The 25,268-nt window shown below is 40.2% G+C and carries 17 protein-coding genes; 6 read left to right on the top strand and 11 right to left on the bottom strand.

Annotation, left to right across the window (positions count from 1 at the left end):
- Window positions 1-127: 127 nt before the first annotated feature.
- Window positions 128-1,714 carry an NADP-dependent glyceraldehyde-3-phosphate dehydrogenase gene (locus MWU84_RS19295; RefSeq protein ID WP_246904701.1) on the top strand — a complete coding sequence of 529 codons (1,587 nt, stop codon included), beginning with the start codon at window positions 128-130 and terminating at the stop codon, window positions 1,712-1,714.
- A 112-nt stretch (window positions 1,715-1,826) separates the two neighbouring features.
- Here MWU84_RS19295 and MWU84_RS19290 read toward each other — a convergent pair whose 3' ends face one another.
- Window positions 1,827-3,593 (bottom strand): ATP-binding protein, encoded by a 1,767-nt coding sequence (locus MWU84_RS19290; RefSeq protein ID WP_246904699.1) that lies wholly within the window; start codon window positions 3,591-3,593, stop codon window positions 1,827-1,829.
- Entirely contained in the window at window positions 3,590-4,717 is a 1,128-nt protein-coding gene (locus MWU84_RS19285) for an FIST N-terminal domain-containing protein (protein ID WP_246904698.1), read from the bottom strand. The genes MWU84_RS19290 and MWU84_RS19285 overlap by 4 nt, the downstream gene beginning before the upstream one ends.
- Window positions 4,718-5,136: 419 nt before the next feature.
- Here MWU84_RS19285 and MWU84_RS19280 point away from each other — a divergent pair, with 419 nt between their 5' ends.
- Window positions 5,137-6,333: an MFS transporter gene (locus MWU84_RS19280; protein ID WP_246904696.1), complete on the top strand. Its 1,197-nt coding sequence runs from the start codon at window positions 5,137-5,139 to the stop codon at window positions 6,331-6,333.
- A gap of 99 nt (window positions 6,334-6,432) precedes the next feature.
- On the opposite strand, the gene leuB is transcribed toward MWU84_RS19280, so the two are convergent.
- The 5 genes from leuB to MWU84_RS19255 form a co-directional block, all read right to left on the bottom strand.
- On the bottom strand, window positions 6,433-7,488 hold the full coding sequence (leuB, locus tag MWU84_RS19275; protein WP_246904694.1) for a 3-isopropylmalate dehydrogenase: 1,056 nt from the start codon (window positions 7,486-7,488) through the stop codon (window positions 6,433-6,435).
- A gap of 62 nt (window positions 7,489-7,550) precedes the next feature.
- Entirely contained in the window at window positions 7,551-9,068 is a 1,518-nt protein-coding gene (locus MWU84_RS19270; protein WP_246904692.1) for an alpha-isopropylmalate synthase regulatory domain-containing protein, read from the bottom strand.
- Window positions 9,069-9,194: 126 nt separating this feature from the next.
- Window positions 9,195-9,791 (bottom strand): 3-isopropylmalate dehydratase small subunit, encoded by a 597-nt coding sequence (gene leuD / locus MWU84_RS19265; RefSeq protein WP_246904690.1) that lies wholly within the window; start codon window positions 9,789-9,791, stop codon window positions 9,195-9,197.
- 175 nt (window positions 9,792-9,966) lie between these two features.
- Window positions 9,967-11,376 (bottom strand): 3-isopropylmalate dehydratase large subunit, encoded by a 1,410-nt coding sequence (leuC, locus tag MWU84_RS19260; RefSeq protein WP_246904689.1) that lies wholly within the window; start codon window positions 11,374-11,376, stop codon window positions 9,967-9,969.
- A 328-nt stretch (window positions 11,377-11,704) separates the two neighbouring features.
- Window positions 11,705-13,267 carry a M28 family peptidase gene (locus MWU84_RS19255; RefSeq protein WP_246904688.1) on the bottom strand — a complete coding sequence of 521 codons (1,563 nt, stop codon included), beginning with the start codon at window positions 13,265-13,267 and terminating at the stop codon, window positions 11,705-11,707.
- A 474-nt stretch (window positions 13,268-13,741) separates the two neighbouring features.
- On the opposite strand from MWU84_RS19255, the gene MWU84_RS19250 reads away from it, so the two are divergent.
- From MWU84_RS19250 to MWU84_RS19235, 4 genes are all read left to right on the top strand, one after another.
- Window positions 13,742-14,662 (top strand): dihydrodipicolinate synthase family protein, encoded by a 921-nt coding sequence (locus MWU84_RS19250; RefSeq protein WP_246904687.1) that lies wholly within the window; start codon window positions 13,742-13,744, stop codon window positions 14,660-14,662.
- Between the two features lie 91 nt (window positions 14,663-14,753).
- Window positions 14,754-16,337: an aldehyde dehydrogenase (NADP(+)) gene (locus MWU84_RS19245; protein WP_246904686.1), complete on the top strand. Its 1,584-nt coding sequence runs from the start codon at window positions 14,754-14,756 to the stop codon at window positions 16,335-16,337.
- A gap of 4 nt (window positions 16,338-16,341) precedes the next feature.
- Complete coding sequence (locus tag MWU84_RS19240) at window positions 16,342-17,349, top strand: 4-hydroxyproline epimerase (RefSeq protein ID WP_246904685.1); 1,008 nt, start codon at window positions 16,342-16,344, stop codon at window positions 17,347-17,349.
- Between the two features lie 3 nt (window positions 17,350-17,352).
- A complete protein-coding gene (locus tag MWU84_RS19235) occupies window positions 17,353-18,603 on the top strand; it encodes an FAD-dependent oxidoreductase (protein WP_246904684.1) in 1,251 nt (416 codons plus the stop codon).
- A gap of 24 nt (window positions 18,604-18,627) precedes the next feature.
- Here the strand turns inward: MWU84_RS19235 and MWU84_RS19230 are convergent, their stop codons facing one another.
- From MWU84_RS19230 to MWU84_RS19215, 4 genes are all read right to left on the bottom strand, one after another.
- Window positions 18,628-19,059 (bottom strand): DUF4440 domain-containing protein, encoded by a 432-nt coding sequence (locus tag MWU84_RS19230; protein ID WP_246904683.1) that lies wholly within the window; start codon window positions 19,057-19,059, stop codon window positions 18,628-18,630.
- 76 nt (window positions 19,060-19,135) lie between these two features.
- Window positions 19,136-20,299 (bottom strand): efflux RND transporter periplasmic adaptor subunit, encoded by a 1,164-nt coding sequence (locus MWU84_RS19225; RefSeq protein WP_246904681.1) that lies wholly within the window; start codon window positions 20,297-20,299, stop codon window positions 19,136-19,138.
- Window positions 20,300-20,309: 10 nt separating this feature from the next.
- The gene (locus tag MWU84_RS19220) at window positions 20,310-24,647 is read right to left on the bottom strand and encodes a CusA/CzcA family heavy metal efflux RND transporter (RefSeq protein WP_246904678.1); all 4,338 of its coding nucleotides are present in this window, start codon (window positions 24,645-24,647) and stop codon (window positions 20,310-20,312) included.
- Window positions 24,648-24,718: 71 nt separating this feature from the next.
- Window positions 24,719-25,117 carry a hypothetical protein gene (locus MWU84_RS19215; RefSeq protein WP_246904675.1) on the bottom strand — a complete coding sequence of 133 codons (399 nt, stop codon included), beginning with the start codon at window positions 25,115-25,117 and terminating at the stop codon, window positions 24,719-24,721.
- Window positions 25,118-25,268 lie beyond the last annotated feature (151 nt).

The raw sequence follows: 25,268 nt of genomic DNA, 5'->3' as shown, positions 1-25,268 counted from the left end.
AAAGCCTTTTCGTGACTTTACTACAAATATTCCATATATTTTATAGGGAATTAAAATTCTCCTTTTCTTAATTTAGTGGTCTGAGAGTTTAATTTTAATAATTTCATTTTTCAAAAAAGAATCACTTATGGGCAAATCGAGTATACCTTCTGAATATATTATAAACGAGGCCATCCATCAAAGAACCTATCTGGTCAATGGAGAATTAAGGCCTTGGAACGGGAAAACCACTGAGGTCTACTCCACCATATCCAGCACGGAAAAATACGAGCCAACCTTATTGGGAAGTATTCCGGACATGGAGGAAAAAGAAGCTATGGAGGCCCTTGATGCAGCGCTGGTGGCCTATAACAAGGGCAAGGGAATTTGGCCGACCATGCGCGTTAAGGAACGCATAGACTGCATGGAGATTTTTGTAGGCAAAATGCAGACCAAAAGGGATGAAATTGTAAAACTCTTAATGTGGGAAATCGGAAAATCACTTCCTGATTCCCAAAAGGAGTTCGACAGAACGGTAGAGTACATAAAAGACACCATTGAGGATTACAAACAACTTGACAGGGATAATGCCAAATTTGAAAAAAACGATGGTGTTTATGCCCATATTAGACGGGGACCTCTTGGGGTCGTACTCTGTTTAGGACCATACAACTATCCTTTAAACGAAACTTTTGCCTTGCTTATTCCTGCTATAATAATGGGGAATACTACCATTTTTAAGCCTGCGAAACATGGGGTTCTCTTGATTACTCCATTATTGGAAGCTTTTCAATCCAGTTTCCCAAAAGGGGTCGTAAATATTGTATTTGGTAGAGGTAGGGCAGTGGCTGCACCAATCATGAAAACAGGGAAAGTAGATGTATTGGCTTTGATCGGTAATAGTAAATCGGCCAATGCCCTGCAAAACCAGCATCCTAAAAGCAACAGACTGCGTTTGGTGCTTGGATTGGAAGCAAAAAATCCGGCGATAATACTGCCCGACGCAGATTTGGATTTGACCATAGACGAGTGTATTGCCGGCACCTTATCCTTTAACGGACAGCGTTGTACAGCGTTAAAAATAATCTATGTCCACGAGGATATTGCCAGTGAATTTAACAAACGATTTTCGCAAAGGGTAGATGCCCTAAAATTTGGAAACCCATGGGAAGACGGTGTTAAGTTAACTCCGCTGCCAGAACCTGGCAAACCTGCCTATATTCAAGAATTAATAGATGACGCCAGGGAGAAAGGAGCTAAAATATTGAACAAAAAGGGGGGGACGCATTCCGATAATTACATATGGCCAGCAGTGCTATTTCCGGTGAACAAAGAAATGCGGGTATATCAGGAGGAACAATTTGGTCCGGTAATTCCGATCGTGACCTTTAAGGATATAGAAGAACCCTTGGATGATATGGCCGAATCCAACTATGGACAACAAGTTAGTTTGTTCGGTAGGGATGTATATGCCATAGCTCCGTTAATAGATACCTTGGTCAATTTGGTATGTAGGGTCAACCTAAACAGTTCATGCCAACGTGGCCCGGATGTATATCCGTTCACGGGACGAAAAGATTCTGCCCAAGCCACTTTAAGTGTATATGATGCCTTGCGTTCCTTTTCCATAAGGACTTTTGTTGCCTTTAAGGATAACGATCTAAACACCGAAACCGTAGAACAGTTATTAGAATCAAAATTGTCCAACTTTATAAGTACCGACTATATTCTATAGCCGATATTTTATTTTAGGTTTATTGGAACTTGAAAATTTTATAAAAATTAAAGCCCAACTTGATATTTATCTCGTGGGCTTTAGTTTTTTAATTTCACATCTGTACAGATGACTATAGAATATATTTTTGTTGCAGTATAGATGTCAATGTTTTAAACAATTCGGTAGGATTAAAAGGTTTGCATATTAGACCATTTATTCCGTATTGTCCCAATTGATTTTTAATATCCATTCCGGTGGAAGCTGATAGGGCGTAGATCGGCATAACCTTGTTCAGCGGATTACTGGATTCCCGTATTGCTTTACTAGCTTCAAAACCATTCATTACAGGCATTTGTAGATCCATTAAAATCATGTCGTAGGTATTCTCCATGGCCTTATTAAGGGCTATAAGGCCATTTTCGGCTATTTCAAAATCAACCTGCCATTTGGAGAGAAACTTCTCAATAACCATAATATTCACCTTGTTATCCTCGGCTACCAGTATTCTAGCACCTTTCAAATTTTCTTGCTGATGTATGGTCTTGGCATCAAAGGCATATATATCTTCCGCATAATCTGACTTTGTGCTTTTTTGTAATTTTAACTTAAAACTAAATGTAGATCCCTTACCAACTTCACTTTCCAATTTTAGCTCGCTGTCCATAAGTTCCAGTAGTCGCTTACATATGGCCAGACCCAAGCCAGTACCCCCGTACTTTCTAGTGGTATCGGAATTAGCCTGTGCAAACGAAAGAAATATTTTATCTCGTTTATCTTCAGGGATCCCAATTCCAGTATCGGTGATCATAAATTCTACAACATAATACTCCTCGGCAATCTCCAATGCCTCTATATCTACGGTAACTTTGCCTTCATCGGTAAATTTTATGGCGTTGCTGACCAGATTTGTCAGGATTTGGGATAATCTAGTACTGTCCCCGATAAATGTTTTTGGAAGGGTGGTATCCTTTTTAACAATTAGCCTAAGATCCTTTTCTTTGGCCGTATTGTGGAATATACTCTGTAAACCATTTAGGACTTGATTTAAGCTAAAATTTCGTTCTTCCAATTCCAATTGGCCCGAGGCAATTTTATTGAAGTCTAAAATATCATTTACCAAACACAATAAATGTTCCGATGAATGCTTTAGCGTACTTAGGTTTTCCAACTGCTCCTTTTTAGGATTTTCCAAAAGCAACAAGTGACTTATTCCTATAACTGCATTGAGAGGGGTTCTAATCTCATGGGACATAGTGGTTAAAAACTCATCTTTGGCCTTATTGGCCATCGACTCTTTCTCCTTAGCTTCTATTAAAGCCAATTCCGTTTCCTTTATCTTACTTATATCTACAATTGCACCAATATAACCTTCAATTTTTCCTTCTTCCGACATTATCACCTTTATGGAAAAATCCAACCATTTATGTTGGCCATCGATAGTTTGGGACTTAAATATTTTACTCGTGGTTTTAAAATTAGGGGCCTTTAGATTTAAAAGATCTTTGTAATCCTCACCCTCATCATCCTTCAAAAATTGGTAGAAAGGTTTTCCTAAACAGTCTTTTACCTTAAATCCGGTCAACTTTCTCCAGGCAGGGTTAAGGTAGGACCAATTGCCGTTCAAATCCATTTCAAAAATAACATCCTTAATGTTACCTGCCACTTTTGACAACTGCCCGCTAATGGACTCAATATTATTCTTTAATTGCTGATTGGTTTGAAAAAGTTCTTGGGAACTTTTCTCCAAGACATTCTCTATATGCTCCAAGTCACTGTCAAACGCCTTATATGCTTCATTGACTTGATGCAATAAAGGGGTGATAAGATCCAGAGTACTATCATCCAAATCTATCTTTTTTAACTGTCTTTTGAGTAGTCTATGGTAATTATTGCTCATTCAGAAAAGGTTGTTATCGTCATAGTTTGATTGTGCAGGGTACATGGCGAAAACTTATCAAAGGGAGCAATTTCCCCGTAAGAATAGAACCCTGTGGTGAAAATATCGTTTCCAAATACTTCATTTACTGCTTCTACTTCTTCCTCCACCAATTGTTTCATAACCAATCTTCTTCCTACGCAGCTTATCAAAAATGCCAATTGATGCTGATCTTCCGTACTCTTCTTGGCAGTTATTGCCGATTGTTCCGCACCTCCTATAATTCTATCAATATTGGCTTTCATCAATCTTACATAAGAACCCTGGGGAATGTTTCCGGCAAAAGTGAGACTTCCACTTTTCTCATCAACAGATAAAATGGTCCTTACCACTGGTATTTGATTATCCTCATCCCTCATGCTCAAAGGAAATAAAAGTCCGGAACCCGGTAAATCCTTGGCCATGTCACCCAAAAATGACTTATATAATTCCAAAGCGGGTTGCCCATCCAATTCATACAGCACATTATTTTTGGATTTTGTAACCAATCTTTCAATACCAAAACTGTCCCATCCACCCTTGGATCCAAATCCAATACTTAATTCCGGGCCATATAATCCTAGGGCTACAATCTTTTGGGAAGACACTTGATTTCCGGAAATGACAAAGGTATTCTCAAAGTTTGAACAATCCCCGGCCAGACCACCAGTGATACTTACGGACTTGTCCATATCCTTATGTAGTCCCTTTACCAATTCGGCCCCATTTACAACAAGTCCATCACTTAATACAAATATATGTCTCAAATCTGGTCCCATTAACTTAGTGCTCAAGGCCTTTCCTGCATCGAAACTATCCAGATTATGCGAAACCAAATCTACTTCTTCTATACGGATTATAGTTTTTTCAAACTTTACTGCCGTTAAGGCAATGGTTGAATCCAACACCTCATTCCCTAGAATTTCACCTGCAGTGGAACATCCTATTAAATTAGCGTTGGTATATTTATTAGCTAGTTGGGCAACAAATTCTTTCGTTCCTTTAAAGGTGGGTGATGCGAAGAGAAAAAATACATCAGGAATAAAATCCAAATCCAAATGATCAAGGTCTTCAAGTTGAAGTATTTTATGCTGATATATTTTCATGGTATTTTAATTTGTAGGAAAATACTTAAGTTATTATAAGGTATCAACGTTTAATATCTCCAAATCGTATAGTCTTTGAAATTTAACAGGCCATGCAACGGCAATAAAGGCATCTTTAATATTCATACAAAAAATTATCTAACACTCTCCTTGACGAAATTAAGCCTATTGGTTGTCACAGATGAAACATTTAGATTCAAAATTCCATAAAACAAGCAGCACCCAATATGTCTTAAATGTTTCCCAATAAAACGCAATAACCATTGTAAACACACAGTATTTGAGCAAATAGTATTACTTTTGCCGCTTTTTTGCAGGATATAAATGAATATAAATAGGTTAATTATCCATAGCCATGGGAAAATACCTTGTAGTAATATTGTACCTGTATTAATGTTCTAAATGATAATATTATGAATATGGACAAATCAAACAATAAAGCGCTACTTGCCCTAGGGGTAGGAGGCTTTGGTATAGGGATGACCGAGTTTGTAATAATGGGTATTCTCCCGGACGTGGCCAATTCTCTACAGATAAGCATACCTCAAGCAGGTCATTTTATATCGGCCTATGCCTTGGGAGTGGTAATTGGCGCCCCCACTTTAACAGCTATGAGCGGAAAATGGCCAGCACATAAAGTGTTGCTGTATTTAATGATATGGTTTACGGTTTTCAATACACTTTCAGCTTTTTCTACAAACTATACTTCTTTAATGATTACGAGATTCCTATCGGGATTGCCACATGGGGCATTTTTTGGAATTGGTGCGGTAGTGGCAGGAAAGTTGGCTAAAGAAGGAAAAGCGGCACAGGCAATTGCCACTATGTTTGCCGGTTTAACCATTGCCAATGTAATAGGTGTCCCAATAGGTACTTACCTCGGGCATCATTACAATTGGAACCTTTCCTTTTTATTAGTAGGTATTGTTGGTATTATAGCGCTGCTCAGTATTTACTTTTGGATTCCAAAAATGGAAAAATCCTCCTCTGAGGGATTCTTCAAGGATTTGAAGGTTTTTAAAAGAGTGGAAATTTGGCTGCTCATATTACTTACCACCATCGGGACTGGGGGATTCTTTGCCTGGTATAGCTATATTGCCCCTTTGTTGACCAATGTATCCGGACATTCCGAGAGTATGGTGAGTTATGCCATGATTTTGGCCGGAGTAGGAATGGTATTCGGAAACTTTATTGGTGCTAAAATGGCAGAGATATTTAGTCCATTAAAAGCTGTTATCATCAGCTTGTCCTTAATGGTAATGGTACTGTTGATCAACTTTTTGGTTGCCGCAAACCCTGTAGCCATACTAATTTTGACCTTTATAATAGGAATCGTGTCCTTTATGGTAGGAACCCCAATACAATTGGCCATTATAAAGGCCTCCAAAGGATCTGAGATGTTGGGATCTTCCATGAACCAGAGTGCCTTTAATATGGGGAATGCCTCAGGAGCATTCTTTGCGGGATTACCAATAGCCATGGGGTTTGGTTTTACATCCGCAAGTTTGGTCGGGGCCCTAATGGCAGGTACCGGGATAACCATTGCCGTATTGATCATAGTGTTTTCCAAGAATAGAGCAGTCAACACTAGAAGAAAAATGGCGTTCAACTCCTAAGGTTCGGAAAAAAAACCTTATATCATAAAAGAGGGCGGCTAATTGTAATTAGCTGCCCTCTTTTTATAGATTCCTGTCTACACAGGAATGACATTTGTACTATATATTCTTTGCCAACCAATCGCCAACTTCACTGGTCTTAAAAGCTTTGCCTCCTTCTGCCAAATCTTCGGTAACAACACCTTCTGCCAGAGATTTGTTCACAATATCCCTAATGTCCTGTGCTTCCTCCTTTAAATCAAAATCTTCGAACATCATAGCTGCAGATAGAACGGTAGCTAGAGGATTCGCAATATCCTTTCCTGCAGCCTGCGGGTAAGATCCGTGTATTGGTTCGTACAATCTGGTCTTGGTACCCACAGAAGCCGATGGCATTAATCCCATTGATCCAGAGATAACAGAAGCCTCATCCGTTAAAATATCTCCAAAAAGATTTTCCGTGATCATAACATCGTAAGAGCTTGGCCATTGTACCAATCTCATGGCCACCGCATCAACAAATTCATAGGAAACGGTAACTTCTGGGTAATCCTTTTCCATAGCTTGTACAGTCTCTCTCCACAATCTGGAAGATTCCAAAACATTGGCCTTATCTACACAACATAACTTTTTTGACCTGGCCATAGCCATTTCAAAACCCTTCTTGGCCAAACGTTGAATTTCTGCTCGGGTATAAGTCATGGTGTCAAAGGCAGTATTTCCATTGTCTTTTCTGCCTCTCTCTCCAAAATAGACACCTCCGGTAAGCTCCCTTAGAATTATTAGATCTGTCCCTTCTATACGCTCTCGTTTCAAAGGGGATTTATCTATAAGTGACGGGAAAGTAAAAGTAGGCCTAACATTGGCAAACAAACCTAATTTTTGTCTCATTTTCAACAACCCTTGTTCCGGACGAACCTTAGCAGAGGGGTCGTTATCAAATCTTGGGTGCCCAATGGCGCCAAATAAAACAGCATCTGCTGCCTCGCAAACGGCATGGGTTTCGTCTGGATAAGGCTCCCCTACAGCATCAATTGCGGCAGCACCGGTTAAGGCCGGTGTCCAATTAATCTCATGATTGTATTTTTTGGCTATAGCGTTCGATACTTTTACCGCTTGATCAATTACTTCAGGACCTATTCCATCTCCTGCTAAAAGGGCAATATTTAATTTCATTCAGTTTTGCTTTTTGCCAAACGTTTATTCGACTGGCTTGGTTATAATTGTTTGTGTTTTTCCTAGATTATATTCAACATTTTCTCGGTGGCCTTTATGGCTGAAACAGTTTGATCAGAGTCCAGACCCCTGGAAATGAATTCCTTATCACCCCTTTTCCATGTAATAATGGTTTCACAAAGGGCATCTGAATTACTGCCTGGCGGAATTCGCACTGCGTAATCCACCAAAGTTGGCAAGTCCAATTTTTTAGATTTATAGACCTTTCTCAAGGCATTCATAAAGGCATCATATTGCCCGTCTCCCTGAGCGTGTTCCTCTATAAGTTCTCCATTAATTTCGAGGGCTAGGGTAGTGGAGGGCTTTAAACCTTTCGAATGCGTAAGCACATAAGATTTCACAAAAACCTTTTGCTGATAGGTGTCACTGTCCAACACATCGGAAATGATATAAGGCAAATCTTCTTTGGTTACCTTTTCTTTTTTGTCTCCCAATTCTATAATACGGGCAGTAACCTTTCTTAACTCATCATCATTAAGTGTTAGTCCAAGCTCCTGCAAATTCTTTTGAATATTGGCTTTTCCCGAGGTTTTACCTAGGGCATATTTGCGCTTTCTACCAAATCGCTCTGGCATTAAGTCATTAAAGTAAAGGTTCTTTTTACTGTCTCCATCTGCATGGATTCCAGCTGTTTGAGTAAACACATTGTCTCCTACAATTGGCTTGTTGGCGGGAATTCCAAATCCAGTAAAAGCGGATACCAATTTGCTTACCTTATAGAGGGAAGACTCGTTAACGGCGACCTCTATTTCGGGCATAAAATCGTTAATAACCGCAATGGCACTGGCCATTGGAGCATTGCCCGCTCTTTCCCCCATACCGTTTACTGTTAAATGAAGTCCATGGCAACCTGCTTTTAAGGCCTCCATTACATTGGAAACACTCAAATCATAATCGTTATGCCCATGAAAATCAACATGCATTGTGGGATAACGCTGTACTATTTCCGATATATATTTATAAGTTTCGGTGTAGGTAAGAATTCCCAAAGTGTCCGGCAACAAAACCCTTTTTATGGGTTGTGCAGATAGGAAATCCAAAAATTGGAACACATACTCCTTAGAATTTCGCATGCCATTGCTCCAGTCCTCCAAATATACATTGGTAGAAATACCTTCCTTAGCGGCTTCGGCTATGGTATTCGCAATTTCCTTAAAATGCTGCTCAGGAGTTTTTTTAAGCTGGTGTGTTAGGTGATTCATAGAACCTTTGGTCAAAAGATTCTGGACCTTGGCCCCGGATTTTTTCATCCAATCAATAGAAACACCACCATCAACAAAAGTCAATACCTCAACACGGTCTAGATACCCTTTTGCTTTGGCCCATTCGGTTATCTGTTGCACCGCTGAAAGTTCTCCCTCCGATACCCTGGCAGAAGCAATTTCAATTCTATCTACATTCAACTCATCCAACAATAACTTAGCCAAGGTAAGCTTTTCGGATGCCGAAAAGGACACCCCTGAGGTCTGTTCGCCATCCCGAAGGGTGGTGTCCATTATTTCAATTATTCTTCGTTTCATTTATGCAGAACTAGTAACCGTATCTCTATTGTCCAATAACTAAAAACAGTAAAATGCCTCTGTAGCATATCAAGACGAAGGTGAACCTTCACTTAATATGAGGTACATTTACTACTACCCAATACTTTACAATGGAGTATCTTCGGCAAATTCCCTAATATTCTCCTTAATGTTCAAAAGATAATCAATATCATCAAAGCCGTTAAGCATATTATCTTTTTTGTAATCGTTGATGTCAAAACTTTCGGATTCCCCAGTAGTTGTCAACGTAATGGTCTGTTCCGGCAAATTGACTACCAATTCGGTTTTTGGGTCCGCATAGATGGCCTCAAATATTTTTTCTAAAAACGGAGCACTTACCTGGACCGGCAATACACCAATATTTAAACAGTTGTTCTTAAAAATATCTGCAAAAAAACTGGATACCACACATCTAAATCCATAATCGTAAACTGCCCAAGCGGCATGTTCCCTAGAGGAACCGGATCCAAAGTTTTTGCCACCTACCAATATTTTACCACTAAAAGTAGGATTGTTTAAAACAAAATCCTCTTTTGGACTATTATCCGGATTGTAGCGCCAATCCCTGAAAAGATTATCCCCAAAACCTTTACGTTCCGTAGCCTTAAGAAAACGGGCCGGAATTATTTGATCTGTATCCACATTCTCTATTGGAAGTGGAACTGCTGTTGTTTTAAGTATATTAAATTTATCGTATGCCATGTTATTTAAACTTATGTGCTCAGCGCTTAGCGCAAAACGAAAATTAAACTTTATTTTATTGCAAAATTAATTTGACTTCCACAAAACCCTCCGGCAGCAATTTCCAACGGGTAATATTTTAATCGCCATAATTTCTAATTCATGATCTATTTGTTGCCAAAAGTACTTTGACGTCTTAAACCAATTCCTCCTGCATCAACTCCCTTGGATCCGTTACCTTTCCGGTCACGGCCGCGGCAGCTGCCACTAACGGACTTGCCAAAAGTGTTCTTGACCCAGGGCCCTGTCTACCTTCAAAATTTCTATTCGAGGTACTGACGGCATATTTCCCTGCGGGTACTTTATCATCGTTCATGGCCAAACACGCAGAACATCCTGGCTCGCGTAATTCAAAACCAGCTTCCTGCAAAATGTCCAAAATTCCTTCTTCCTTGATAGCCGATTCCACTTTATGGGATCCAGGTACTAACCAAGCCGTAACATTATCTGCTTTTTTTCTGCCCTTAACTATGGAAGCAAAGGCTCTAAAATCCTCAATACGGCCATTGGTACAACTACCCAAAAACACAAAATCGATTGGCTTTCCAATCATGTTATCGCCCTCATTAAAGGCCATATATTGAAGTGATTTTTTATAAGTGGCAACACCACCTTCCACAGATTCGGCCTGTGGAATACCATTGGAAATTCCGATACCCATTCCTGGATTCGTTCCGTAGGTAATCATTGGCTCTATATCTGCAGCATCAAAAGTAATTTCTTTATCAAAAGAAGCACCTTCATCCGTTTTAAGTGTTTTCCAATATTCCATGGCCTTATCCCAGTCGGCACCAACGGGAGTAAATTCGCGTCCTTTGATATATTCGAAAGTTTTTTCGTCAGGAGCGATCATGCCTCCACGGGCACCCATTTCAATACTTAGGTTACAAACGGTCATACGGCCTTCCATGGTCATGTTTCTAAAAACATCACCAGCATATTCCACAAAGTATCCTGTTGCACCGGAGGTTGTCAATTTGGAAATTACATACAAAGCCACATCCTTTGGGGTAACGCCTTTACTAAGTTTTCCATTTACATTGATACGCATAGATTTGGCTTTCTGTTGCATAATACATTGGGTAGCCAATACCATTTCCACTTCGGAAGTTCCAATACCAAATGCAATTGCTCCAAAAGCACCATGGGTAGAGGTGTGCGAATCACCACAAACAATGGTAGCACCAGGTTGGGTAATTCCGTATTCGGGACCTACCACATGTACAATTCCATTTTTTTCATGCCCAAGCCCCCAATAGGAAATACCGTGGGCCTTGGAATTTTCCTCCAAAGCTTTTAACTGATTGGCGGAAAGTGGATCTTTAACCGGCAAATGCTGGTTAATGGTAGGAGTGTTATGGTCTGCAGTAGCAAAAGTACGCCCTGGATACATAACTGGAATACCCCTACTTTTTAAACCCAAAAATGCTACCGGACTAGTAACTTCATGGACCATGTGACGGTCTATGAACAATACATCCGGCCCATTTTCAATCTTATGAACAACATGGGAATCCCATACTTTATCAAATAACGTTTTCTTCATTTTATAGGGTTATGATTTATGATCTTAGATTTAATATTCGTAAACAGGCAAATTGCCTACTTTTTTACTAGCATGCAAAATTAAGACTATCTTGTAAATCATTGAAATTATTATAGGAATAATTACGATGTCCAACATAAAAGTTGATGAATGTTTGGAATATAACCCATTCTATTTTTGATTTGGAATTTGGGCGTCTATCCCAAATATGGGGTCCGTGATCTTTAAGCCCTCCAGCAACATAAAAAACGCCAATAGCCGACAAAAAAAAGGTGGACAAAACCAGTTCATCCACCTTTTATTACCTGAATTAAAAAAAGTCTTTTTTTTATCTAGCAGCCTTATCGACTTTTAGACGGGCATCCCTATTGGCTATTTCCCAAGCGGTGTAAAAAACCAGCCTGGTCCTATTTTGCAGTAGGTCGTAATTTATTTTGTCCGGGGTATCCCCTGGTTGGTGATAATCGGCATGGGTTCCATTAAAGTAGAATATGATAGGAATATTATTTTTCGCAAAATTGTAATGATCACTTCTATAGTAGAAACGGTTGGGATCATTTTCGTCGTTAAAAGTATAGTCCAATTCAATATTCATATACTTTCTGTTGACCTCTTCGGATAGCTCATGAAGTTCCGTGCTCAACTTATCCGAACCGATTAGATAAATATAATTCCTGTCCCCAGTGCGGTTAGGGTCTATTCTCCCGATCATATCAATATTTAAATCGGCCACCGTTTGAGACAAAGGAAAAACAGGGTCGTGATCGGCGTAATATTTTGATCCCAAAAGTCCTTTTTCCTCACCTGTGACATGAAGAAATACAACGGATCGTTTTGGACCATGCCCTTCATCTGCAGCCTTCTTAAAAGCTTCGGCTATCTCCAAAAGACCAACGGTTCCAGAACCATCGTCGTCTGCACCGTTAAAAATCTCCCCCTCCTTGTTTACCCCAACATGATCAAGATGTGCCGAAATGATAACATACTCATCAGGCTTTTCAGAACCTTTGATTACAGCAACTACGTTCTCTGATTCCACATCCTGACTATCACTTTCAATATTAAGCATCAATTTGGCGGAAACGTTTTTGGAAGTATTTTCCGATAAAATATTTGGGAGAATGGCGTTGGCCACCATGCTATCGATAAAAAAGCTGAAAAAATCATTTTGGACCTCATCCTTCAATCCCATACTTCCGCTATCCTTGCTCTGCATAAAATTAAACCTATTTTTAAAGCGACCGTAGTTGCCCTCGTCAAAATACATTACCCCAATGGCACCTTTACTTGCAGCCAATTCCATTCTTTTTCCTAAGGATTCCGACATATTGCTCCAAACGGACTTTTCATTAGTGCCGGATAGGGTATAGGTACCATCCTCATTCATAGGCTCCCCTGCCTTAACCAAAACTATTTTACCCTTTACATCCACGTTGGTATAATCCGAGTAATCCTCTTCTTCTATACCATAGCTTACATAAACAATATTATCATAGCTGCCACTCGCAGCTGAAAAGGTCAATAGACCTTCACCATTCCCGTATTCCTTCCCGTTTATGGTAACAGATCCCTTAGGTAATTTACCTATGACCAAAGGAACATTTTGAAAGTAATTTCCATCAGCTTGGGCAGCAGGAATGCCGAGCTCTACATATTCTGCCTTGAGATATTCCACCGCCATTTTTTGCCCCGGCTCTCCTGTATCCCTACCTTCAAATTCGTCAGAAGCATAAGTATAAAGATGTTCCTTTAATTCTGCCTCCGTAATGGATTCAGCATAAATCCGGGGGTCTACACTAGTTTTTACCGGTTCAATTTGTTGGGAAATGGTTTTTTGCGATGAGTTGCAGGCCATGGTAAGTCCTAACGCAACAAACAGTATCTTTTTCATTCAGCTATTTTTAATTAATTCGGAATTTTCCAAAAATAGGGAAATCTTTAAGAAAGAATCTTAGTATTTTTATAAAACTGCTTGGACTGTAACACGAAGTGAATTCTACGAAGCTTAAATGGATTATGAGTAAACTACCTCGGGTCAAGCCTGCCTGACCGACAAAGGCAGGCCCGCGAAGCATTGAAAGAACCCTTATTTTAGATTTCCACGTCCGCTTAAACGGAACGGGCAGGCCCGCCTGAATGGATACGGGCAGGCAGGTTTTAATCTCGATAATGGAGTAAAACTGTGATAAAGACCTGTTAGATCTCCAAATATTTGGAAATAGTTTTGGAACAAAAAGTTTTTAATCCGGAATATCTCTATGTTGAATGCCCAATAAGTTAATATTCTCTCAATTTTGGCTAACATTCGTCTATATTAAGGTCCAGGCTTGTATTAAATTTGTAATTCATTGTAAAAATTATAGTCATGCAAATAAAATGGGAAGGCGTAATGCCAGCGGTTACCACGAAATTCACAAAAGACGACACCTTGGACCTAAAAATGTTCGAACTTAATATTCGAGCACAGCTGGAAGCTGGGGTCAGTGCTATTATCTTGGGCGGTACACTTGGAGAGGCCAGCACCCTGACAGATGATGAAAAGAAGGTATTGATACAAGAGACGGTAAGAATTGTTGACGGTAAAATACCTGTAATCATAAACATAGCGGAACAAACCACCAAAGGTGCTATTGAGGCTGCCTCTAAAGCAAAAAAATATGGGGCCAGTGGTTTAATGATGCTGCCTCCAATGCGTTATAGGGCCAATGATTTTGAAACGGTAACCTATTTTAAAGAAGTAGCCAAAAGCACCGATCTCCCAATAATGATATACAACAATCCTGTAGATTATGGCATAGAGGTAACTCTGGATATGTTCGAGGAATTATTGACCATGCCCAGCATTCAAGCTGTAAAGGAATCTACCCGGGATATCTCGAACATTACAAGGATTAAAAATAGATTTGGCGACCGCTTAAAGGTGTTGACAGGCGTAGACACCTTAGGACTGGAAAGTATCCTCATGGGTGCCGACGGCTGGGTAGCTGGTCTGGTCTGTGCCTTTCCTGCAGAAACTGTAGCCATTTACAGTTTGGCCAAAGCTGAAAAAATAAAAGAAGCCTTGACTATTTACAGATGGTTTTTACCTTTATTGGAACTGGACATCAATCCTCAATTGGTCCAAAATATAAAATTGGCCGAAGTCGCTACCGGAATTGGAACAGAGCTGGTAAGAGCTCCAAGATTACCCCTCCAAGGAGAGGAAAGGAAAAGGGTCTTAAAAATTATTGAACAAGGGATAAAGACAAGGCCAAGCCTTCCGGATTATAAACCAGAACTGGTTTAACCTAAATATAACAGGAAAAACCAGCTAAAGTGTTACTTTAGTAAAGTAAATAAAAACTTATTTGAGCATATAATTATAATATAAATTCATAATGATTACAGGGAAAAACTATATTGGAGTAGATACATCGGCCAAGAACAGTAGAACATATTCAACTTTCAATCCAAAATTAAACAAACCTACCGAATGGACTTTCCATGAGGCTTCCCAAGAAGAGGTGAATGCCGCCGTGGAAAAAGCAGCGATAGCGTTTGAAACATATGGCAAATTTTCTGACCTAAAAAAAGCCGAATTTCTAAAGGCTATTGCCAATGAAATTGAAGCTCTGGGCGATGAATTGATTTCAGTCTATGTCCAGGAATCAGGATTGCCTGAAGGCAGGGCTAAAGGAGAGCGAGGGAGGACCATGGGACAACTGCGGGCTTTTGCCACCTTATTGGAGGAGGGTTCTTGGGTAGAGGCCACTATAGATACAGCTCAGCCAGATAGGGAGCCGTTGCCAAAGGCAGACATTAGAAAAATGTTGCTTCCTATTGGCCCTATTGCCGTATTTGGCGCTAGCAATTTCCCATTGGCCTTTTCTACCGCAGGTGGAGATACCGCCAGTGCCTTGGCAGCAGGCTGCCCAGTGATAGTAAAAAGTCACCCAATGCATGCAGGAACTGGAGAATTGGTAGCCTCGGCCATTGCCAAAGCCGCCAAAAAGACAGGAATGCCCGATGGTGTTTTTTCCAACTTAAACAGTAGCGATTCCGAGGTAGGACAATTGTTGACCATGCATCCAAAGGTGAAAGGCGTAGGTTTTACAGGAAGTACCAATGGAGGTATGGCACTTTATAGATTGGCATCGCAAAGAAAGGAGCCTATTCCGGTATTTGCCGAGATGGGCAGCATTAACCCAGTGGTGGTGCTACCATCTGCTCTGGAACAAAAAGGGTCCGAATGGGCTGCCCAATACGCGGGATCCATAGTGTTGGGAGCAGGACAATTTTGTACTAACCCAGGCCTTATCCTAGGCATAAAAAGTGAAGCCTTAGATGGTTTTATATCTAGCTTAAGTACTGAAATAGAAAAATTGGAACCAACTTGCATGCTGCATCCCAATATCTATGCAGGCTATGAAAAAGGCAAAAAAGAATTGTCCTCTCAACCCAAAACAGCAGAAGTAGCTGCTTTTAAAGGAGAGGTTGCCCCCAATTTTGCTGAACAAAAAATATTGACCGTTGCTGCTGAGGACTTTTTGGACAATCCCGTTCTTCACAAAGAGGTTTTTGGACCGTTTTCAATGGTTGTCCAATGCCAGGACAAAGAAGAATTGGCTACCGTAATCCAACATTTGGAGGGACAGTTGACCGGAACTATCCTTGGGACCGAAGCCGAAATAAAAAGCAGCTCAGAGGTAGTAAATGCATTGGTAAATAGGGTAGGGCGTATCATTTTCAACGGGGTGCCCACAGGAGTAGAAGTTTGTCCGTCCATGATGCATGGAGGTCCATTTCCATCCACAACGGACAGTAGATTTACCTCGGTTGGAACTTCTGCAATAAGACGATGGGTAAGACCAGTATCCTTCCAAAGTTGGCCCGAGGAATTATTGCCGGAGGCCCTGAAAAATAATAACCCTTTGGGGATCATGAGATTATTGAACGGAGAGCATACCAAGAAGAATATTTAGTTTAATGGCCAGAAAAACCTTTTTTTGTGTGGATGCCCATACCTGTGGGAATCCCGTTAGGGTGGTTGCCGGGGGAGGACCAGATCTGTTGGGCAAGGACATGAGCGAAAAACGCCAGCATTTTATAAAGGAGTTCGATTGGATTAGAAAAGGACTAATGTTTGAACCTCGCGGGCATGACATGATGAGCGGAAGTATTTTTTACCCTCCTTCCGATCCTGCAAACGATTTTGGAATCCTGTTTATCGAAACAAGCGGTTGCCTTCCCATGTGCGGGCACGGCACTATAGGGGCAATAACCATAGGTATTGAGGAAGGTCTACTATCCCCCAAGGAACCTGGAAAAATTAGAATGGAAACCCCAGCGGGCTTGGTAAATATTGAATTCCAACAAACGGAAAAAAAAGTAGATTGGGTAAAATTAACGAATGTTAAATCATACCTGGCAGCCTCCGAACTCAGCGTGAATTGTTCAGTTTTAGGGGAACTTATTTTTGATATCTCCTACGGTGGCAACTATTATGCTATTATTGACCCCCAGAAGAATTTTAAGGGAATTCAGGAGTACTCTGCTGGTAAGTTGATCCAATTTAGTCAGGAATTAAGGGAAAAGATAAATCTGAAATACCCCGACAAGTTTATCCATCCAGAAAACCCTACCATCAATGGCGTAAGCCACATACAATGGACCGGCAACACTATTTCACCAGAGGCTACTGCAAGGAATGCCGTTTTCTATGGGGATAAGGCCATAGATAGGTCGCCCTGTGGCACAGGTACTTCTGCCCGAATGGCACAATGGCATGCCAAAGGCAAACTGAAAGTTGGGGAGGATTTTATACATGAAAGTTTTATTGGGTCCCAATTTATTGGCAATATCGAAGAAGAAACTTCTTTGGGGGGAATAAAGGCCATTATCCCCAGTATTAAAGGTTGGGCACAGGTTTACGGCTATAACAATATCATTATTGACGATGAAGATCCCTATGCCCACGGTTTTCAAGTAATATAATAAATGAAAAAAGACGTATTGATCATAGGTGGGGGAATAGTAGGACTCTGTTCCGCCTACTTTTTGCATAAGGAAGGACATAAAGTTACCGTATTTGACAAATCGGACATTACATCCGGTGCCTCTTTTGTGAACGCCGGGTATATTACCCCTAGCCATATAGTTCCTTTGGCCTCTCCGGGAATGATTTCAAAAGGAATTAAATGGATGTTCAATCCGGCCAGTCCATTTTACATGAAACCCCGCTGGGATACAGATTTTTTTAAATGGTCTTGGTATTTCCACAAATCCTCCACTAAAGAAAAAGTTGCCAAGGCCATACCATTGATCAAGGAAATCAACCTAATTAGCAGGGAACTCTATTCATCCATAAAGAATTCCGGGGATCTAGGGGATTTTCAACTGGAACGCAAGGGGCTATTAATGCTTTATAAAACCGATAAGGAAGGTGAACATGAAATGCAAGTAGCCAAAAAGGCTTCCTTTTTAGGCCTAGAGGTTAGCTCTTTGAACAAAAAAGAACTGGATACACTTCAGCCAAATGTTACCATGAATGTCAAAGGTGCTATTCATTATGAGTGTGACGGACATACCACTCCAACCGAGTTCATGAAAAAAATGCTGGAATATTTAAAGAGAATCGGGGTAATTATTAAGACTAATGAAGAGGTAATAGATTTATCCACAGAAAATGGTCGAATAATAAAGGTAACTACCAATAAGAATGACTATTCCCCTGAAGAAGTTGTTTTGGCAGCTGGCTCTTGGAGCGATAATTTATCAAAGAAATTGAAAATAAAGCTTCCCATACAGGCAGGGAAGGGTTATAGGATAAATGTTCCCAGACCCACCGGAATCACCATTCCGGCCATTTTGATGGAAGCCAAGGTGGCGGTAACACCAATGACAGAATATACCCGTTTTGCAGGTACCATGGAATTTTCGGGAATCAACAATATCATAAGAAAACAGCGGGTAGAGGCCATAGCCAAAGCTGCCTCCGGGTTTTATCCGGACATCCAAATCAGCAAAGCGGAAAAAGCCGATGCAAAAAGTGGATTACGCCCAGTAACCCCGGACGGTCTACCGTATATTGGAAAGAGCAGTTCCCTAAAAAATTTAACCATAGCCACCGGGCATGCCATGATGGGCTGGAGTCTTGGTCCTGTTAGCGGTAAACTGGTTTCGGAAATAATATCTGATAAAAAAACATCTATGGATATCTATGGTTTTTCCCCAAATAGAAGGTTCTAGTCTATGATCTCTAAACAATTGGTCTCAGCAAGAAGAATCCGCAACTATTTTCCATTCCCCATTAATTCGTTTAACGATCACCATAAAGGTACCATTGGCATTTCCCATTTTTCTAGTTAAATGATATTCGCCCATTACCCAATAAGCATCTTCACTTATCTTTGAAATATTATGCAGGGTAAATTCCAAGGTACCTGTATGTTCCCTTGTAGGGTATCTTTCTCTATAATTTTTCAAAGTACTTTCCCATCCCGTGGTCACCTTACTACCACTGAAAAACGTCAACGAATCCGATTTTATATAGGTTCCCATAAAAGATTCCAAATCATAATTGGACCAGGCCTTTTCTTGAATCTCCATTAAGTTTTTAATAGCGGTCATATCCTCTTTTTCGGATGGAGGGCTACTGCAAGCACTTAAACAAAACAGAACGGAAATAAACACAATCACTTTCATGATTTGAAATTTTAGGGTTTGGATGTAAATTAAGATAAATATAATGCCTTTTTAAAGGTCGTCCATGGATTAGTGATCACCCCCCCTTAGAGTCTGCCAGCAAATTAAACCCTCCTTTAACAATGACCTGATCACTTTCCTTTAGGTCGCCCATATCGGTAATGGCCGTATACCCATTATAACTATCGCCTATTTTAACCGCCTTTGTTTCAAAAACACTTCCTTCATTTCCTTCTGTAACCAAGGTTATAACGTAATGGTTGTTATCCTGTACAATGACACTTTCAATGGGCAGGGCGTTTATGCTCTTGTTAGAAGTAACGATAGCAGCCTCCACAAACATACCTACTGCAAAATTGTGGTTTTCATCATCATGTAAATGGCCGTGGACCTTTACCGTTCTACTATCCGCATCAATGGAAGTCCCCACCAAATATACCTCGGCCTCATAATATTCTTGTGAAGCCTCCGAAATTTTAAAACGAATTTTTTGATCCTTTTTTATATTCATAATATCCTTTTCAAAGACGGACAACTCCAGGTGGATATGATCTGTGTTTACAATTTCCATAATTTCATCGGCAGGGGAAACATACATTCCCTTACTCACATTTACTTTGGTTATGCTGCCATCTATTGGGGCAAAAATGGTTGTCTCCGAAGTCAAAATTCCCTTTTCAACATTTTCGGGAGAGATGTTTAACATTTTTAATTTCTGGCCTAACCCATTGTACCTGGCAAGATTGCGTTTGTATTCGCTCTCGGCCTTTAAAAAATTCTTTTGTGAAGTTATGTTTTCAGCAACTAGACTTTTTTGGCGTTCAAATTCGGATTTAAGAAAATTAAGCTGTTCAAAGCTTTCCTGATAGTCCTGTTGCAATTGTACGAATTCGGGATTTTCCAATGTAAGTAGGGGCTGTCCTTTTTTTACCTTATTTCCGATCAATAGGGGCGTTCTTTTTATATATCCCCCAATAAAGGCACTTACTATTGCTTTGTTTTGTGGTGGAACGTCTATGGTCCCCGCAACCACTACCTCTACTGGGAAGTTTTGTTGACTAATACGTCCCAGTTCCATGTTCTCTCCCTCAAATTGTGCTTTGGAAATGCTAATGGTATTTGCCGCCTGTTCACTTGCCACAGTATTGGCAGTAACATTACTTTTTTCGTTGGAATCCCCACATGCAGACACATTGAGGAAAAGGACAGTTACAAGAAGTATATATAGTAATCGTGACATAGTATTTATTTTATAAGTTTAAGTAATTGATAGCAATGACCGTTTGATTATAGGCATTGAGGTTCTCTAGATAAGTAAGTGTAATATTATACCCATTCTCCATACTTTGGATATATTGAAAAAAGTCGATTTCCCCGCTCTGATAGCTTAGAGTGGCGGTTTTTATAATTTCATCGGCAAGCCCCTGACCTTCGGTCTCGTAATAAGCTAAGACCTCTTCATATTTTTTAAGTTGCCCCCTAAGGGACTCGTATTTTGCCCTCAGCTGAATTGTATAATCATTGGCTTCTGCCCGAGATACCTCCTTGGCAATTTTGGCTGCCTTAATTTTGGAGGCATTACCACTAAAAAACAACGGAATCTTAACCCCCACTTGAAAACCATAAAGGTTCTCTCCCAAAGTGGCATTGGTCCCCTGGAAATAATTAATGTTCAGGTCCGGCAATAAATGTTGCTGCTCAAGTATACTTTTGGCTTCGAACATTTTATTTCTGTTTTTATAAAACAACAGCCCCTCATTGTTCTCAATACTTACATCTTTAATCTGAAGTTTTTCCATTGGCATCGTCCTAACCAAGAGGGTAGAATCTGGCTGCACCGTTTTAATGAGTTCTTGATACGCCAAATTAACATCTTCGACCGCTTTTGTGTAAAGCGTCTGAAGCTCCTTTTGTTTGGCCTGTGCCGTTATTTTTTCCAAATAATTACTTTCGCCAAGTTCAAACCTTCGTTGGGCGGAGTAGGAAAAGCGTTCATACAGATCATTTAGTTCGCTATAGGTCTTTTCCTTCTGCCTTGCATATTGCAATCCGTGATAATTGGAAGCCAATTCTTGTTCCAAGATTCGCTTTTTCCTCTCATAAGCACTTCTTTCAATAAGATAATTGGTCTTTTTTACACCTTTTTCCGCAAAATAAACGGTTGGAAAAAGGAAGTTCTGCTGAATACCAAACACCTCCAAGGGCTTGTTATTGACAGCGATATTATTTTGATCGTAATGATAGTACAGGTCTGTCTTATCAAAACTGAAGGCACTACCTATAAGCGCTTTGGATTCATCCGCCTTAAGTTTCGATGCCCTTAGGCCAGAATTGTTACTCAAAGCCAAGCTGTGTATTTCGTCAAAATTGAGCCCCACTTCCTGTGCCTGAACACCACTTACACCAATAAAAAACAGTATTACCAAGCTTAATGCCTTCGCATTGATTTTGGATTTGACCGTCTCCTTTTTATCTTTCAAATGAAAAATAGAGTAGAGTATGGGCAATACCACCAATGTTAATATGGTGGCGGTAATAAGCCCTCCAATAACCACTGTGGCAAGTGGTCTCTGTACCTCCGCGCCTACGTTAGTGGAAATAGCCATTGGAAGGAACCCCAGTGCGGCAGCGGATGCGGTTAACAAAACTGCTCTTAGCCGATCTTTTGATCCCTGTATAATAAGTTCATCAGAATCTTCCATACCTGCATGTTTTAATTCTTTAAAATGTTCTATCAATACAATTCCATTAAGTACGGCAATCCCGAAAAGGGCTATGAAACCAACGCCGGCAGAGATACTAAATGGCATGCCCCTTACAAACAAAAGAAGTATTCCACCAACGGCCGCCAAAGGAATGGCCGAATAAATAATCAGTGCCTCCCTTATAGACCTAAATGCAAAATAGAGCAATATCAGAATAAGGACCAACGCCACTGGCACCGCAATTTTCAATCGGTCTTTGGCACTTTGTAAATTTTCGAACTGCCCTCCATAAGTAATGGTATAGCCAGTAGGTAGTTTTACATTTGTTTCAATCAGCTTTTGAACGTCATCAACTACCGATTGAAGGTCCCTGTTCCTTACATTGATACCCACTACGATACGACGTTTTGTGTCGTCCCTTGAAATTTTGGCCGCTCCGGTCGTATAGGAAATCTGGGCCAACTCCCCTAAAGGAATTTTACCTGAAGAAGGAGTGTCCACATACAGATTCTTAAGATTTGAAATGTCCTGTCTACTTTTCTGATCCATTCTCAGTGTTAGGTCAAATCGCTTTTCTCCCTCAAAAACACTCCCAAGGTTGGTCCCTGCAAACCCCATGGAAATAAGATTGTTTAAATCGGAAATGTTAAGACCATACCTGGCAATCTTAGCCCTATCAAATTTTACGTTCATTTGCGGAAGACCAGCAATTTTCTCGACCGTAATATCTGCAGCACCCTCCACATCTTGGATAAGATTTCTTATTTCATTTCCTTTCCTATTGAGAATTTCCAGGTCCTCTCCGAAAATTTTAATGGCAATATCCGCGCGGACACCCGTAATAAGCTCATTAAAGCGCATTTCAATAGGCTGGGTGAATTCTACTTCCATACCGGGAATCACTCCCAGGGCCTCCTTGAATTTATCCGCTAATTCATCCTTAGTTTCTGCAGAAACCCATTCCTTTTTGGATTTTAGGATAATAATAACATCGCTTTCTTCCATAGACATAGGGTCTGTAGGCACTTCTGCTGCACCTATTCTGGTTACAACCTGTTTTACCTCCGGGAAATTATCCATTAGAATCCGTTCTATTTTGGTGGTAATTTCAACAGTTTCACTCAAAGAGGTCCCCGTTTTTAAAACGGGTTGTATTACAAAGTCCCCCTCGTCCAAGGTAGGTACAAACTCACCGCCCATTGTCGTAAATAGGTATATGGATCCTCCCAATAGCACGACAGAAATAGCCAACACCACCCTTTTCTTTTTAAGTGCCCAACGAATAATGGGATCATAAGATCTATTTAGAAAATCCATAAGACGTACCGAAATGTTTTTTTGGGACTTGGTAGATGGTCTTATAAATATGGAGGCAGCCACCGGAACATAGGTAAAACAAAGGATCATGGCACCTATTAAGGCAAAACTAAAGGTAAGCGCCATGGGTTTGAACATTTTTCCCTCTACACCACTTAAAGACAAAATAGGGATAAATACAATCAGAATGATAAGCTGTCCAAAGATGGCCGAGTTCATCATTTTGGAAGCCCCGTTAAAGGTGATTTCATTTTTCAGGACCTGTTGGGCCTTAGCCCCCAGCAGTTGCAATTCTCCCTTTTTAGCGGTTATTTGAAAGGCAATGAACTCCACTATAATAACCGCGCCATCGATAATTATTCCGAAATCTATGGCCCCTAGGCTCATAAGATTGGCATCTACCCCAAAAATATACATAAGGGAAAGCGCAAATAATAAACAAAGTGGAATTACCGAAGCCACTACCAAGCCCGAACGAAGATTTCCCAGCAACATCACCACTACAAAAATAACGATCAAACAGCCTAGAATCAAGTTCTCCGCAACGGTAAAGGTTGTTTTGTCGATAAGCTCGGAACGTTCCAGAAACCCATTGATAAAAACACCTTCGGGCAAGGTTTTGGAAATGGCATCTATGCGCTCATGAACGGCTTCAATAACTTTTTTGGAATTGGCATCCTTGAGCATCATTACCTGACCTAAAACCTTCTCTCCTTCGCCATTCCCCGTAATGGCCCCGAAGCGTGTTGCACTACCAAAACCAACCTCGGCCACATCCTTAATATAAAGAGGAAGGTTGTTGGTTGTTTTGACCACGATGTTTTCAATATCCTCTATCGAAGTAACAAGACCTTCCCCCCGAATAAAGTAAGCCTGATTCACTTTTTCGATATAACCACCTCCGGAAACACTATTGTTTTTTTCCAAAGCCGTAAAAATATCAGCTGTGGTAACATTCATAGCGTTTAGCTTTTGGGTATTTATAGCTACCTCATATTGCTTTAGGTAACCGCCCCATGTGTTCACTTCAACAACACCAGGAATACCGGAAAGTTGCCTCTTAACAACCCAATCCTGAATGGTACGTAAGTCCATAGCAGAATATTTGTCCTTATATCCGGGCTCAGTATCTAGAATATATTGATAAATTTCGCCTAGGCCAGTGGTTATCGGACCCATTTGAGGAGTACCGAAACCTGCAGGGATCTTCTGGGAAGCAGATATTAATTTTTCAGAAATTAACTGTCGGGGCAAATAAGTGCCCATATTGTCTTCAAATACAATGGTTACTACAGAAAGTCCAAACTTGGACACGGAACGAATTTCGACTACCCCCGGCAAATTGGCCATTTCCAATTCTACGGGATAGGTTATGAATTGCTCCATATCCTGGGTCGACAAATTTTGTGAGGTGGTGATCACCTGCACCTGGTTATTGGTAACGTCAGGAACGGCGCCAATTGGTATTTGAGTTAAGGAATACAGTCCAAAACCTATAATAAATAGAGTGAACAAAAGAACAATTAATTTATTCTTTATGCTGAATTGTATAATATTGGATAACATAATTCACAGATAAAAAAGTTACAAGCTATTGGAAAACGGCTTGTTAAAAAATGATTTTAATCAGAAAAGAATTATGTGGTCTTGGGGGGTTGAAAAATATCGGATTTTTCTAGTTGGCAGTAAGATTCTTGATAAAAAAAGTTGGAAGCAATATCCGCCACCTGCAGCGTTTTAGGTATTGTAAAATCTGCTCCTCCCAAAACGAAGGCAGATGCAAAATGGGAACAGGTGTGATGGTTAAAAGGTAATTCCTCGTGATCCTGATGTTCTTCCCTATGTTCCAAATCATGCTGGGTTTTAAGTTCCCCGTAATGTTTGGAAATAAATACGAACAAGTTATCTCCGTATTTCTGCTTATGGAATTGGGCATGGGTTAAAAAATCATCCAATTGGGCAAGGTCTACCATATCCAAGTTAAAACTTTGGAACAACAATAATAGCGATAGCGTTATGGAAAACAATTTACCCATCAAAAGTAAAGGTAAAAAATAATATAGCTCAATAATAATTTTTTACCTTATTGAGTTTAAGTCTTGATAAAAATAACACTCGGAATTATTTTGCCCAACACACCCAAGTAATAAGCCATAACATTTAAACTTATAAACAGAGAATTTTGAA

Source organism: Arenibacter sp. F20364, from assembly GCF_023015905.1.
GTDB lineage: Bacteria > Bacteroidota > Bacteroidia > Flavobacteriales > Flavobacteriaceae > Arenibacter.
Note: the sequence above shows the minus strand (reverse complement) of the source record. Positions and strands in the feature narration are given on the sequence as shown.

Bases quoted from the DNA above. Each gene is read 5' to 3' on its own strand.
- MWU84_RS19285 (WP_246904698.1), bottom strand. From the start codon at position 4,717: ATGAAAATATATCAGCATAAAATACTTCAACTTGAAGACCTTGATCAT.
- MWU84_RS19235 (WP_246904684.1), top strand. From the start codon at position 17,353: ATGAAAAAAGACGTATTGATCATAGGTGGGGGAATAGTAGGACTCTGT.
- MWU84_RS19215 (WP_246904675.1), bottom strand. From the start codon at position 25,117: ATGGGTAAATTGTTTTCCATAACGCTATCGCTATTATTGTTGTTCCAA.
- MWU84_RS19220 (WP_246904678.1), bottom strand. From the start codon at position 24,647: ATGTTATCCAATATTATACAATTCAGCATAAAGAATAAATTAATTGTT.
- MWU84_RS19280 (WP_246904696.1), top strand. From the start codon at position 5,137: ATGGACAAATCAAACAATAAAGCGCTACTTGCCCTAGGGGTAGGAGGC.
- leuD (WP_246904690.1), bottom strand. From the start codon at position 9,791: ATGGCATACGATAAATTTAATATACTTAAAACAACAGCAGTTCCACTT.
- MWU84_RS19270 (WP_246904692.1), bottom strand. From the start codon at position 9,068: ATGAAACGAAGAATAATTGAAATAATGGACACCACCCTTCGGGATGGC.
- MWU84_RS19295 (WP_246904701.1), top strand. From the start codon at position 128: ATGGGCAAATCGAGTATACCTTCTGAATATATTATAAACGAGGCCATC.
- MWU84_RS19250 (WP_246904687.1), top strand. From the start codon at position 13,742: ATGCAAATAAAATGGGAAGGCGTAATGCCAGCGGTTACCACGAAATTC.
- MWU84_RS19225 (WP_246904681.1), bottom strand. From the start codon at position 20,299: ATGTCACGATTACTATATATACTTCTTGTAACTGTCCTTTTCCTCAAT.
- MWU84_RS19290 (WP_246904699.1), bottom strand. From the start codon at position 3,593: ATGAGCAATAATTACCATAGACTACTCAAAAGACAGTTAAAAAAGATA.
- leuC (WP_246904689.1), bottom strand. From the start codon at position 11,376: ATGAAGAAAACGTTATTTGATAAAGTATGGGATTCCCATGTTGTTCAT.
- MWU84_RS19245 (WP_246904686.1), top strand. From the start codon at position 14,754: ATGATTACAGGGAAAAACTATATTGGAGTAGATACATCGGCCAAGAAC.
- MWU84_RS19230 (WP_246904683.1), bottom strand. From the start codon at position 19,059: ATGAAAGTGATTGTGTTTATTTCCGTTCTGTTTTGTTTAAGTGCTTGC.
- MWU84_RS19240 (WP_246904685.1), top strand. From the start codon at position 16,342: ATGGCCAGAAAAACCTTTTTTTGTGTGGATGCCCATACCTGTGGGAAT.
- MWU84_RS19255 (WP_246904688.1), bottom strand. From the start codon at position 13,267: ATGAAAAAGATACTGTTTGTTGCGTTAGGACTTACCATGGCCTGCAAC.
- leuB (WP_246904694.1), bottom strand. From the start codon at position 7,488: ATGAAATTAAATATTGCCCTTTTAGCAGGAGATGGAATAGGTCCTGAA.